The sequence below is a fragment of the Pseudomonas sp. AC169 genome, from assembly GCF_979258515.1.
The window spans coordinates 5,308,826-5,321,797 of sequence record NZ_OZ409866.1 but is presented as its reverse complement, the minus strand read 5'-3'; the positions used below and the strand labels follow the sequence as shown (position 1 = coordinate 5,321,797).

The following is a 12,972-nucleotide window of genomic DNA, read 5'->3' as shown; positions in this document are numbered from 1 at the left end:
TTATCATATCTACACGATGCCGGGACAAGCCCTGTGCACCGATAATCCCATTGCCGGAGCAAACAGCCATGTCGAATACCCCCTACCCGCTGGACAGAACCGCCTATCTGCTGGTCGATCCGTACAACGATTTTCTTTCGGACGGCGGCAAGATCTTCCCGCTGATCAAACCGATGGCTGAACAGAACGGCCTGCTCGATAACCTGCGCAAACTTGATCGAGCGGTGCGCGACCTGAAGATTCCGGTGGTCATCGTACCCCATCATCGCTGGGAAAAAGGCGACTACGAAACCTGGGATCACCCGACCCCGACGCAATGCAAAATCATGCACATGCATCATTTTGCCCGGGGCGAATGGGGCGGCGAATGGCACCCGGATTTTGCCCCGAAGGACGGCGATATCGTGGTTCAGGAACACTGGGGCTCCAGTGGTTTCGCCAACACCGACCTGGATTTCCGCCTGAAACAGCAAGGCGTCACCCACGTGATCATCGTCGGCCTGCTGGCCAACACCTGCATCGAAGCCACCGCGCGCTATGCCGCGGAACTGGGCTACCACGTCACCCTGGTCCGCGATGCAACAGCTGCCTTCAAAGCAGAAATGATGCACGCCGCCCACGAACTCAACGGCCCGACATTCGCTCACGTCATTGCCAGCACGGACGAACTGATTGCCAACCTCAAGTCTCAGGGTGAAGCGCAATGAGTCTGACCGGCCATTTGCTGATCGGCGCGACGGATGTCGCCGCCACCGAAGGCACGATGAAAGCGCTGAACCCGGCCAGCTCTCAGCTAATCGAACCAGACTTCGCCTTCGGCGGTGCCGCGCAGGTTGATCAGGCAGTCACTCTCGCCGACGCGGCATTCGACCGCTACAGCCACACCTCGCTGGCCGAACGTGCCGCGTTTCTCGAGAGCATCGCTGACAACCTCGACGCAGTGCGCGGCGAACTGGCCGCACGCGCGGCACTGGAAACCGGACTGCCCGAAGCTCAGCTTGAGGGCGAAGCTTTAAGGGCCGCAACCCAGTTCCGCCAGTTCGCCGACGTGGTGCGCCGCGGCCGCTTTCTGCACCTGGCCATCGACCCGGCGCAACCCCAACGTCAGCCGCGCCCACGGATGGATCATCGCCTGCAAAAAATCGCCATCGGCCCGGTGGCGATTTTCGGCGCGAGCAACTTCCCGATTGCCTATTCGGTGGCGGGTGGCGATACCGCGTCGGCATTGGCGGCCGGGGCGCCGGTGATTCTCAAGGCACACAACGCCCACCCTGGCGCCTCGGAAATTCAAGCCCGCGCCATTCGCAAAGCCGTGCAGACGCATGGTTTGCCCGAAGGCGTTTTTTCAATGGTGCGTGGCGGCGGCAATGCCATTGGCGAAGCACTGGTGGATCATCCGTTGATCAAGGCTGTGACCTTCACCGGCTCCGAACAGGGCGGCATGGCGCTCTATCGCCGCGCGCAATTGCGCCCTGATCCGATCCCGGTCTTCACCGAGATGACCAGCGTCAACCCGACCTTCATCCTGCCCGAGGCGCTGGCGGCTCGTGGCGCCGAAATCGGTGATGGCTTTATCGAGCGCATGCTGGTCAACGTCGGGCAGGCCTGTTTGTGTCCGTCGATTCTGATTGCCATCCGCGGTGCGGGGTTTGAAGAACTGCGCAACGCCATGCGCAAACGGGTCAGCGAGGCACCGGCGCGGGCGATGCTGACACCGGGCATTCATGGCGCATACATCGAAGGTCTGGCGGAGATGGAAGGTGCCGGCGCGCAGGTGATCGCTGTGGGCACGCCGGCCAATGCCACATTCGCCGGGCGTGCGACCTTGCTGGAAATCGAGGGGCAGCATTTGCTCAGCGAACCGGTATTGGCCCATGAAGTGTTCGGCCCATCGGCACTGTTGGTATCGGTCAACGATGCAGCTGAACTGCTGGCGGTCGCCCGCTCGTTCAAGGGCCAGCTCAGCGCTGCCATTCATCTTGAAGATGCAGACCTGGAACTGGCTCGGCACCTACTGCCGATCCTCGAACGGCGCACTGGACGCATCGTGGTCAACGCCTTTGCACATCCACAGGAAGTGACGTACGCCACGGTGCACGGCGGACCGTTTCCGGCGACTTCGGACAGCCGTTTCACCTCGGTCGGTATGACCTCGATCGAGCGTTTCTTGCGGCCCGTGGCGTATGAGGGATTTCCGGATGAGCTACTGCCCGACGTGTTGCGCGAAGGGAATCCGCTGAATCTGCCGCGCAGCGTCGACGGGCAATAACGGCGATCGGGTGCGCGGCAGACGCGATCACGAATCTGCCCGCACCACCCCGCGCTCCTCCAGCAAGCGCACAAACATGCTCAGACTGCGCGACACCGTGCCCCGTCGCCACACCAGCCAAGTGGTCAGATAGCGAAAATCCGCCGCCAATGGCCAGACGCTGACGGTCGCACTCCCAGGCATGCTCTGCAGCATTTTGCGCGGCATCAGCGCCAGACCGGCACCGGCGCTGACACAGGCGAGCATGCCGTGATACGACTCCATTTCAAAGATCTTGCCCGGTGCAGCGGCATCGGTGCTGAACCATTTTTCAAAGTGGTGACGGTAGGAGCAGTTCGAGCGAAAGGCGTAGATATTCTCGCCATTCACATCCGCCGCGCGCGTGACCGGGGCATGATTGAGCGGCGCGATGATGATCATTTCCTCTTCGAACGCCGGCACGCCTTCCAGCGTCGGATGCAACACCGGGCCGTCGACGAATGCAGCGGCCAGACGCCCGGAGAGCACACCGTCGATCATGGTGCCGGACGGCCCTGTGGACAGGTCGAGATCGACTTTCGGGTGCAACTGGTTGTACGCCGCGAGCAATTCGGGAATGCGCACGGCTGCTGTGCTTTCCAGCGAACCCAAGGGAAATGCGCCTTGCGGTTCTTCGCCCGCCACCGTGGCCCTGGCCTCCTGCACCAGATCGAGAATGCGCCGCGCGTATTCGAGAAAACTCCACCCGGCCGGGGACAGGCGCAAACGGCTTTTTTCGCGGATAAACAGATCAACGCCCAGATCCTGCTCAAGCTGCTTGATCCGAGTGGTGAGGTTCGACGGCACGCGATGAATCTGCGCGGCGGCGGCGCTGATGCTGCCGTGTTCGGCAACGGCTTTGAAGATTTCCAGCTGCACCAGATCCACAGTCATTCTCCATTCGTGAAAGAAACGATCTTTACTATTCAGTTTCCAGAAAACAAACACCACCCTACTCTAGGCTCATCCGACGAACCTGCAGGACGACGCCATGAGCCAGATTTCCAGCCAGACCCACGCCATTTCGATCAACCCCGCCAACGGCGAGCAGATCGGTCATTACGCGTTTGAATCCGCCGCCGCCCTCGACGCCGCACTGACCCGCGCCGCGTACGGCTTTGGCAAGTGGAAGCGCAAGCCGTTGCAAGATCGCTCGCGCTTACTGACTGCCCTCGCCGGTGCGTTGCGTGAAACCAGCGAAGCCATGGCCACGATGATCACCCAGGAAATGGGCAAGCCGATCGCCCAGGCTCGCGGCGAAATCGAAAAATGCGCCAAGCTCTGCGAGTGGTACGCCGAACACGGTCCGGCGATGCTCGATGCCGAACCGACTCAAGTTGAAGGCGGCAAGGCGCGCATCGAGTACCGGCCGCTCGGCCCGATTCTCGCGGTGATGCCGTGGAACTTCCCGATCTGGCAAGTGCTGCGCGGTGCCGTTCCGGCGCTGATCGCCGGCAACACTTACGTGCTCAAACATGCGCCGAACGTTATGGGCAGCGCCTATCTGTTGCGCGACGCCTTCACCCGCGCCGGTTTCGCCGAGGGTGTTTTTGAGGTAATCAACGTCACTCCGGAAGGCGTTTCCACCGCGATTGCCGATCCACGCATCGCCGCTGTAACGCTGACCGGCAGTGTGCGTGCGGGTATGGCGATCGGCGCTCAGGCCGGCGCCGCGCTGAAGAAATGCGTGCTGGAACTCGGCGGCTCCGATCCGTTTATCGTGCTCAACGACGCCGATCTGGACGAAGCCGTGCAAGCGGCGGTCATCGGTCGCTACCAGAACTCCGGCCAGGTTTGCGCCGCTGCGAAACGGCTGATTATCGAAGAAGGCGTGGTTGAGGAATTCACCCGCAAGTTCGTCGAGGCCACGCGTAAATTGAAGGTCGGCGATCCGTTGTCCGCCGAGACTTACATCGGCCCGATGGCGCGTTTCGACCTGCGTGACGAACTCGACCAGCAAGTGCGCGACACCCTGGAAGAAGGCGCCACCCTGCTGCTCGGCGGCGGCAAGTCTGAAGGTCCGGGCAACTACTACGAGCCGACAGTATTGGCCGATGTCACCGACCGCATGACCTCGTTCAAACAGGAACTGTTCGGCCCGGTCGCCTCGATCATCACCGCTCGCGATTGCGCGCATGCCGTGGCCTTGGCCAACGACAGCGAGTTTGGCCTGACCGCAACGATCTACACCGCCAACGTCGCACTGGCCCAGCAACTGACCAGCGAACTGGACACCGGCGGCGTGTTTATCAACGGCTACTCCGCCAGTGACCCGCGCGTGACCTTTGGTGGCGTGAAGAAAAGTGGCTTCGGCCGTGAGCTGTCGCACTTCGGCGTACGCGAGTTCTGCAACGCGCAGACCGTGTGGCTGGATCGCAAATAATCCAGGCACAAGACATCCCTTGTAGGAGTGAGCCTGTTCGCGATTGCGGCGTGTCAGCCAACAAGTCTGTTGCTGGTCCACCGCTTTCGCGAGCAAGCTCGCTCCCACAGGGGGTTGCGCTACGTCAATTCAACTGATTCAACCGCATCAAATGTGGGAGCGAGCTTGCTCGCGAAGGCGGTAGGTCAAGCAGCTTGATTGCCACTGACCCACCGCTATGGCGGGCAGGTTCGCTCCCACAATCGGCTGCCTACAGGTATTTCAGCCAAGTGATATCGCGGCGCCGGGCCTTCAATGCCGAGAACCAGCGCACAGCCGGGAACAGCGCAATCAACAGAAGCGCTGCCGCCAGCCAGATCGCCGTCACTGACGAGAAACCGAAATAGCTACCCTGATTCAGCCCGAACAGGGCCACGCCGATCAGGTACAACACCTTCAGCGCGTACAGATGCAGCAGATAGAAAAACATCGGCGCCGACCCGAACACTGTCAACCAGCGAATCCAGCGACGGCCCTGCGCACGCTCGAAGACCAGCAGCAGCAACAGCCCGACGCTCACGGTCAGCGCGATAAACAGCAACGACGGTGGGTACTTGGTGATGTTGAAAAAGCTCATCAAGGTTTGCACCGACGTCTCGCCCACGGCCCATGGTTTTTCGCCATAACCATTAATCAGCCGCAGCCCGACAAAACCGAGCAGCCCGGCGCTACCCGCGATCAGCAGTTGCCACTGCCGCAAACCCGCTTCAACGCAGCGAGCAAACCACGGCCCAAGCGCATAGCCCAGACCGATCACTCCGATCCATGGCAACAACGGATACGAGGTGCGCAGACGCAGAGTGTCGCTGACTTCGATCCAGCCGCGATCATGCAAAATCGCCCACGGCACATGCAGCGCCGACTCCACTGGAAAATGCACCGCGTCGAGCAGGTTGTGTCCGGCGATGATCGTCAGGCTCAACGTCAGCAACAGCCAGCGTGGCAGCCACACCAGCAGCGACAAGGCGATCATGCTCAAGCCGATCGCCCAGATCACTTGCAGATAAATCACGCTCGGCGGCAACTGGAACGTCCACGCGAAGTTCACCAGCGTGAACTCCAGCACCACCAGAAACAGACCGCGCTTGAACAGAAACGCACTGACATCGGCCTTGCCCGCGTATTTTTCGCCGAACAACCACGCCGACAATCCCGTCAACAGTACAAACACCGGCGCGCACAGATGCGCCAGGGTGCGACTGAAAAACAGCGCCGGTTCGGTACTTGCAATGTCCATCGGGTCGCTGACCTGGCGGTGCAGCAAAAAGGTTTCACGCACGTGGTCCAGCAGCATGAACAGAATCACCAGGCCTCTGAGGGCGTCAATGGATAGCAGCCGGCCAGTGGTCAACGGGGCAGAACGAGGAAGCACAATCGTCATGAGCGTTTCGCAATCGAAGGGATAACACCGGATGGCACAAGGACCACCCCTGAAAATTCGCGTTACCTTATAACAATAAACAGCAAAAACCCAAGCTCAATCGATAGTGATTCTCAAAAAACGCTCGTTGATCCAGACGCACAAGTTGCCCAATAGCCTCAGGCTTCTATAGTGATCAAGTCCCCTGCCCTTTCGGCCTGCTGTCGAGCGTTGTCCATGGTCAACACCGAACACCTGATCATCTGCGAGCACTGCGATTGCGTTTACGAAAAAGTCGTGCTGGCCAAACATCAGAAAACCACCTGCGTGCGTTGCGGCGGCGTGCTCCAGCGCTTCAACGGTTTGACCGTCGAACAGCGTCTGGCGCTGACGTTCACGGCGGCGGTGCTGTGGCTGTTTGCCAACTTCTACCCGGTGATGAGCATCAGCATGAAGGGTCTGAAAAACAGCGCGACGCTGTGGGACTCGGTGCTGGCGCTGAGTCAGGGGCCGATTACCTTCATCGCCATGGTGGCGGCCATCGCGATCATCATTGCCCCGGCGTTCCAACTGGTTTTGTTGACCTGGGTATTGAGCTTTGCCCTCGGCGGGCAACGTGCACCGGGCTTCAAGGTGTGCATGCGCTGGCTGGAAACCTTGCGCCCGTGGAGCATGCTCGAAGTATGTTTGCTGGGGGCGATGGTGGCGGTGTTCAAACTGGCCGGCCTGCTCGATGTGTTGCCCGGCATCGGCCTGTTTGCATTGGCCGCGCTGAGCTTGATGATGATCCGCATTGCCGGCCGCGACATCCGCGACCTCTGGGACATTCTATGAAGCGACCACCGACCGCCAGCGAACTCAATCTGTGCCTGTGCCACAGCTGCGGGCTGGCTTGCGACATGACCGACGAGCCGCACGAGTGCCCGCGCTGCGATGCGCCGCTGCACCGACGCAAGACCAACTCGTTGACGCGCACCTGGGCCTACATGTTCGCCGCTCTGGCGTTTTACGTGCCGGCCAATCTGCTGCCGGTGATGAATACGGTGATGCTCGGCAATGGCGCCGACAGCACGATCATGAGCGGCGTGCTGGAGTTCTGGGAGGCTGGCGCGTGGGACATCGCCCTGATCATCTTCATCGCCAGCATCGCGGTGCCGGGGATCAAGTTCGTCGCCCTGACGTTGCTGCTGATGACCGTGCAACGCGACAGCGCCTGGGCACGCAAGGAGCGCTCGAAGCTGTACCGCTTCGTCGAACTGATCGGCTATTGGTCGATGCTCGACGTGCTGGTGGTCGCACTGGTCGCGGCGCTGGTGAAGTTTCAGGCGCTGGGCGATATCGAGCCACGACCGGGCATTCTGTTTTTCGGCCTGGTCGTGGTGTTCACCATGCTCGCGGCGATGAGTTTCGACCCGCGCCTGATCTGGGACAAGGACACGGACGAATCCCTCAGCGACGCTGAACCTCCAGCAGCACCTGCAACGGATGGCGCAGTGCCTGATCCGACTGGCGCTTGACCTGACTGCGGCAGGAATAACCGGTCGCCAGCGCTTCGCCCTGCTCTGCCGGCGCCGCTACCTGACGTGCCCACGACTGCTCGTAGATCACCGCCGAAGTCTGGCGATTGCGCGCCTCGTGGCCATACGTGCCGGACATGCCGCAGCAACCGGTGGCTTGCGTGGCCAGCTTCAATCCTGCTCGTTCGAACACCTGTTCCCACTGACGGGTGGCGGCCGGGGCGTTGGTTTTCTCGGTGCAATGGGCGAGCAGGCGGAACGCTGCGGTTTTATCCTGGGCCGCCTGCTCCGGCATGACCTTGAGCAACCACTCCTGCACCAGTGCCACTTCCGGGCATTGCTCCATCCCCGGAACTTTCAGATATTCCTGGCGATACACCAACGTCATCGCCGGATCGAGCCCCAGCAACGGCACGCCCACATCGGCCAATTCACGCAACTGCCGCGCATTGCGCAACGCCGCGCGGTTGAACGCCGAGAGGAAGCCCTGCACATGCATTGGCTTGCCGTTGGCGCTGAACGGTGCCAGATACACCTGATAGCCGAGGCGCGAAATCAATTCGACCAGATCGGCCAACAGCGGCGCTTCGAAGTAACGCGTAAAGGCGTCCTGCACGATGACAACAGTGCGCTCACGTTGCGCCTCGGTCAGCGCCGACAGGGTCGACACCGTCGCCGGTTGCACCTGCCAACGGCGCATCGCCGCATGGAAATCGAACCGACTGAGCAACGGCACGTCGATCATGCCGCCGACCCGTTCCAGGCTGCGGCGAACGAAGGAAGCGCCCATCAAACCGTTGTACAGCGCCGGAATCCGCGCCATGTACGGGAGGCTGTATTCCAGCGAGGCAATCAGATAATCCCGCGCCGGGCGCAGATAACGGCTGTGATAAAGCTCAAGAAAGCGCGAGCGAAACTCCGGCACATTGACCTTGACCGGACACTGCCCCGCGCACGATTTGCACGCCAGGCAACCGGCCATGGCGTCGTAGACTTCGTGGGAAAAGTCTGCAGAAGCTGAACGGCTGTTACGCCAGCGCTGCCACAACGAGCTGAAAAACGCCGGTTTGCGGATGGCATCGGACAACACGTCGACACCCGCCTCGCCCTGCAAACGCAACCACTCGCGGATCAACGAGCCGCGGCCCTTGGGCGATTGCGCCCGTTCGCGGGTGGCTTTCCACGACGGGCACATCGCGTCGTCGGGGTCGAAGTTGTAACAGGCGCCGTTGCCGTTGCAATGCATGGCCGCGCCGTAGCTCTGCCAGACTTTTTCGTCGATCTGCCGATCGAGTTCACCCCGCAAAGTGACTTCGTCGATTTTCAGCAGCGCCGCGTCGGTGTTGGCCGGGGTGGCAATTTTGCCCGGGTTGAACTGGTTGAACGGGTCGAACGCGGCCTTCAAGGCTTGTAGCGCCGGATACAACTCACCGAAAAACGCCGGGGCATATTCCGAGCGCAGGCCTTTGCCGTGTTCGCCCCACAGCAGGCCGCCATAGCGTTGAGTCAACGCGGCAACGCCATCGGACACCGGACGCACCAATGCAGCTTGTTGCGGATCTTTCATGTCGAGAATCGGCCGCACGTGCAGCACGCCGGCATCGACGTGACCAAACATGCCGTATTGCAAACCGTGGCTGTCGAGCAGCTCGCGCAACTCGGCGATGTACTCGGCCAGGTGCTGCGGTGGCACGGCAGTATCTTCGACAAACGGCTGCGGTCGCGCTTCTCCGGCGACGTTGCCGAGCAGGCCCACCGCACGTTTGCGCATGCCGTAGACCTTGTTAACTGCGGCGTGACCGACCGCCAGCGTGTGGCCCAAACGCTCAACCGTGCAGTCGCTGCTCAAGTGGTCGACGAACGCCTCGACCCGGAGCTGCAATTCCTCGGGGTCGTCTGCGCAGAACTCCACGAGATTGATGCCCAAAGTCGGGCGCTCGGCGTTTTCCGGGAAATACTCGGCGACGCCGTGCCAGACGATATCCTGCATCGCCAGCAGCAAGACTTTCGAGTCGACGGTTTCGATCGACAATGGCTTGAGCGCCATCAAGGCCCGCGCGTCGCGCAAGGCGTCCATAAACCCGGCGTAGCGGATGTTCACCAGCATCGTATGCTTGGGAATCGGCAACACGTTCAGCCGCGCCTCGACGACAAACCCCAGCGAGCCTTCAGCACCGCACAGCACACTGTTGAGGTTGAAACGGTTATCCGCCTCACGCAGGTGCGCGAGGTCATAACCGGTCAGGCAGCGGTTGAGATCGGGGAAACGCTCTTTGATCAGGTCACCCTGCTCATCAATGATCTGCCGCGCGCAGCGATAGACTTCACCGACGCGATCTTCGCGGGCACACAGTGCTTCAAGCTCAGTTTCCTCAAGGGGCAAACCGTGCAGACGCTCGCCACCGCGCAGGACCATATCGAGCTCAAGCACATGGTCGCGGGTCTTGCCGTAGGTGCAACTGCCCTGACCACTGGCGTCGGTGTTGATCATGCCGCCGACGGTGGCGCGGTTGGAGGTCGACAGTTCCGGAGCGAAAAACAGCCCGGCGGATTTCAGCGCGGCGTTGAGCTGATCCTTGACCACCCCGGCCTGCACGCGCACCCAGCGTTCCTCAACATTGATTTCGAGGATGCGGTTCATGTGCCGCGACAGATCGACGACGATGCCGTCCGTCAGCGATTGGCCGTTGGTGCCGGTGCCGCCACCGCGCGGCGTGATCACCACTTGCTGGTACGCCGGTTCGGCGATCAGTCGTGCGACCCGCGCCACGTCCTCGGCATCCAGCGGAAACACCGCCGCTTGCGGCAGGCGCTGATAGATCGAGTTGTCCGTCGCCAGCACCACGCGGCTGGCGTAATCGGCGCTGATTTCACCGCGAAAACCGCTGTCCTTCAGGGCGTTGAGGAATTGTTGGTAATCGCTGGTCAGGGCTTTGGCGGGGGACAGCTGGGCAATCATCGGTCAGGTTATCTCGGTCAAATCGGGCCGTGTGGCGGTGAACAGTTGTACGCAACGAATGATTGCGTCAGGCTCCGCCATCTCATGGTGCCCATGTTCATTGCTGGCGAACGCCGGGACAACCGTAAATTCGACCCGCTATTGATGACTTTTACGAATGAATCCGCGCACGCTCACCCCTTCCATGTCGTTATTGCTGGCTTTCGAGGCCGCCGCGCGCCACGAAAGCTACACCCGCGCCGCCCATGAATTGTCGCTGACGCAAAGTGCGGTCAGCCGTCAGGTACAGATTCTCGAGAAGATGCTGGGCATGCGCCTGTTCACTCGCGAAGGCCGGCAAGTGGTGTTGACCGATGTCGGGCGCATGTATCAGCGCGAGCTCGCCGAAGCGCTCGGGCAGATTCGCAGTGCGACGCTGCAGGCCATGGCGTTCGGCTCGGGCATTCACAGCTTGCGCCTGGCGACGTTGCCGACCTTCGGCTCGAAATGGCTACTGCCGCGCCTCAAGGATTTCTACACCGCGCACCCGGGCATGACCGTGCATTTGCATTCGCGGATCGAAGCCATCGACTTTGATACCAGCGAAATCGATGCGGCGATCTGCGTCGGTGGCGGTGACTGGCCGGGGCTGAGCGCCCTGCCCTTGCACACCGAAGAGCTGGTGGTGATCGCCAGTGCGCAGCTGTCCGCCGCCGAGCGCGATAACGCCGAACAGCAAATCGCCGGGCAACTGCTGCTCAATGTCAGCAGCAATGCGCAGGCGTGGGCGGAATGGTTCAGCCATCAAGGTTTGCCGCATCGCAGCATGCGCATCGGGCCGAGTTTTGAAATGACCTCACACTTGATTCAGGCAGTGCGGGCCAATATTGGTGTGGGGCTGGTGCCGCGAATTCTGGTTGAAGATGAGTTGTTGAATGGCGAGTTGCTGCAACTGGGTGAGCCGATTACCAGTCGACGCAGCTATTACCTGGTGTATCCGCCGCGCAATGAGAATTTGCCGTCGCTGAAAGCGTTTCGGGATTGGCTGGTGCATACACTCTGAAAGAATGAGTCGCTGCCATTCGAGAGCAGGCTCGCTCCCACACCTTGGAATGCATTTCCCCTGTGGGAGCGAGCCTGCTCGCGAAGAGGCCAGCGAGAACGACATCAAAACCTCGGTTTAACGGCTTTCCAGTCCGGCTTGTAGCGCTGCATCTGCCGCACATCATCACGCTGGCGAATCCCGCACGTCAGGTACTGATCATGCAGCTTGCCCAACTGCTCATGGTCCAGCTCCAGCCCAAGCCCCGGCGCCCGAGTGATCTTCACGCAGCCATCGACAATCGGCAGTTTGCCGCCCTTGATCACCTCTTCATCCGGCTCCTGCCACGGGTAATGCGTATCGCAGGCGTAATCCAGATTCGGCACCGCCGCCGCGACATGCGCCATCGCCATCAGACTGATGCCCAGGTGTGAGTTGGAATGCATCGACACACCAACGCCGAATACATCGCACATTTTCGCCAACGTCTGCGTGTCGCGCAGGCCGCCCCAGTAATGGTGGTCGGCAAGGACGATCTGCACGCTGTTTTGCGCGATGCTGCGGCGGAACTCGTCGAAATCGGTGACGACCATATTGGTCGCCAGTGGCAGCCCGGTGCGCTTGTGCAGCTCGGCCATGCCGTCGAGGCCCGGGGTCGGGTCTTCGTAATACTGCAAGTCATCGCCGAGCAATTCGGCCATGCGAATCGAGGTTTCCAGCGACCAATTGCCGTTCGGATCGATGCGTAGCGGATAACCGGGGAAGGCTTTTTTCAGCGCCTTGATGCACGCCACTTCATGTTCCGGCGGCAATGTCCCGGCCTTGAGCTTGATGCTTTTGAAACCGTACGCCTCGATCATTCGCGCAGCTTGCGCAACGATCTGCTGCTCGCTGAGCGCCTCGCCCCAGTTATCCGGCTTGTAGGGCGAATCGACATGCTGCGCGTACTTGAAGAACAGGTACGCGCTGAACGGCACTTCATCGCGAATAGCACCGCCGAGCAAATCCACCAGCGGCACATTCAGGTAATGCGCCTGCAAATCGAGGAACGCCACTTCGAATGCCGAATAGGCATTGCTCACTGCTTTACTGGCATGGGAACCGGGGGCCAGTTCGGCACCGGCAAGGCTCGCAGGTTTGTTCGCGGCAACGGTGGCCTGCACGATGGCGCGCAACTGGTTGAGGTTGAACGGATCGAGGCCGATCAGTTGTGACTGCAACTGCTGCTGAATCGCCAGCGCCGGGGCATCGCCGTAGCTTTCGCCGAGGCCGATGTAGCCGTTGTCGCTTTCGATCTCGATGATCGAACGCAGGGCAAAGGGTTCGTGGATGCCACTGGCATTGAGCAGCGGCGGATCACGAAAGGCAATCGGGGTCACAGTTACGCGGGTGATTTTCAAGATAAC

The 12,972-nt window shown here is 60.9% G+C and carries 10 protein-coding genes; 6 read left to right on the top strand and 4 right to left on the bottom strand.

Features of this window, described 5'->3' with window-relative positions; genetic code table 11:
- The first annotated feature begins 68 nt into the window (after positions 1 to 68).
- Together ACZZ0G_RS23855 and ACZZ0G_RS23850 are read left to right on the top strand one after the other, a co-directional pair.
- Entirely contained in the window at positions 69 to 707 is a 639-nt protein-coding gene (locus tag ACZZ0G_RS23855) for a cysteine hydrolase family protein (RefSeq protein WP_463557759.1), read from the top strand.
- The gene (locus tag ACZZ0G_RS23850) at positions 704 to 2,269 is read left to right on the top strand and encodes an aldehyde dehydrogenase (NADP(+)) (protein WP_463557758.1); all 1,566 of its coding nucleotides are present in this window, start codon (positions 704 to 706) and stop codon (positions 2,267 to 2,269) included. Before ACZZ0G_RS23855 ends, ACZZ0G_RS23850 begins: the two co-directional genes overlap by 4 nt.
- A gap of 27 nt (positions 2,270 to 2,296) precedes the next feature.
- Here the strand turns inward: ACZZ0G_RS23850 and ptrR are convergent, their stop codons facing one another.
- Positions 2,297 to 3,175, bottom strand: coding sequence for a putrescine utilization regulator PtrR (gene ptrR / locus ACZZ0G_RS23845; protein WP_463558884.1), 879 nt, complete (start codon positions 3,173 to 3,175; stop codon positions 2,297 to 2,299).
- Between the two features lie 103 nt (positions 3,176 to 3,278).
- Between ptrR and ACZZ0G_RS23840 the strand changes: the two genes are divergently transcribed.
- Positions 3,279 to 4,670 (top strand): aldehyde dehydrogenase family protein, encoded by a 1,392-nt coding sequence (locus tag ACZZ0G_RS23840; protein WP_463557757.1) that lies wholly within the window; start codon positions 3,279 to 3,281, stop codon positions 4,668 to 4,670.
- A gap of 250 nt (positions 4,671 to 4,920) precedes the next feature.
- Here the strand turns inward: ACZZ0G_RS23840 and ACZZ0G_RS23835 are convergent, their stop codons facing one another.
- Positions 4,921 to 6,090 (bottom strand): DUF1624 domain-containing protein, encoded by a 1,170-nt coding sequence (locus tag ACZZ0G_RS23835; RefSeq protein WP_463557756.1) that lies wholly within the window; start codon positions 6,088 to 6,090, stop codon positions 4,921 to 4,923.
- Positions 6,091 to 6,306: 216 nt separating this feature from the next.
- Between ACZZ0G_RS23835 and ACZZ0G_RS23830 the strand changes: the two genes are divergently transcribed.
- Both ACZZ0G_RS23830 and ACZZ0G_RS23825 read left to right on the top strand, forming a co-directional pair.
- Positions 6,307 to 6,903, top strand: coding sequence for a paraquat-inducible protein A (locus tag ACZZ0G_RS23830; protein ID WP_463557755.1), 597 nt, complete (start codon positions 6,307 to 6,309; stop codon positions 6,901 to 6,903).
- Positions 6,900 to 7,586 carry a paraquat-inducible protein A gene (locus tag ACZZ0G_RS23825; protein ID WP_463557754.1) on the top strand — a complete coding sequence of 229 codons (687 nt, stop codon included), beginning with the start codon at positions 6,900 to 6,902 and terminating at the stop codon, positions 7,584 to 7,586. Before ACZZ0G_RS23830 ends, ACZZ0G_RS23825 begins: the two co-directional genes overlap by 4 nt.
- Here ACZZ0G_RS23825 and ydiJ read toward each other — a convergent pair.
- Positions 7,519 to 10,545 (bottom strand): D-2-hydroxyglutarate dehydrogenase YdiJ, encoded by a 3,027-nt coding sequence (gene ydiJ / locus ACZZ0G_RS23820; protein WP_463557753.1) that lies wholly within the window; start codon positions 10,543 to 10,545, stop codon positions 7,519 to 7,521. The genes ACZZ0G_RS23825 and ydiJ overlap by 68 nt on opposite strands.
- A gap of 157 nt (positions 10,546 to 10,702) precedes the next feature.
- Between ydiJ and ACZZ0G_RS23815 the strand changes: the two genes are divergently transcribed.
- Positions 10,703 to 11,587 (top strand): LysR substrate-binding domain-containing protein, encoded by an 885-nt coding sequence (locus ACZZ0G_RS23815; protein WP_463557752.1) that lies wholly within the window; start codon positions 10,703 to 10,705, stop codon positions 11,585 to 11,587.
- 104 nt (positions 11,588 to 11,691) lie between these two features.
- Here the strand turns inward: ACZZ0G_RS23815 and ACZZ0G_RS23810 are convergent, their stop codons facing one another.
- A complete protein-coding gene (locus ACZZ0G_RS23810) occupies positions 11,692 to 12,966 on the bottom strand; it encodes a glucarate dehydratase family protein (RefSeq protein WP_150795497.1) in 1,275 nt (424 codons plus the stop codon).
- Between the last annotated feature and the right edge of the window lie 6 nt (positions 12,967 to 12,972).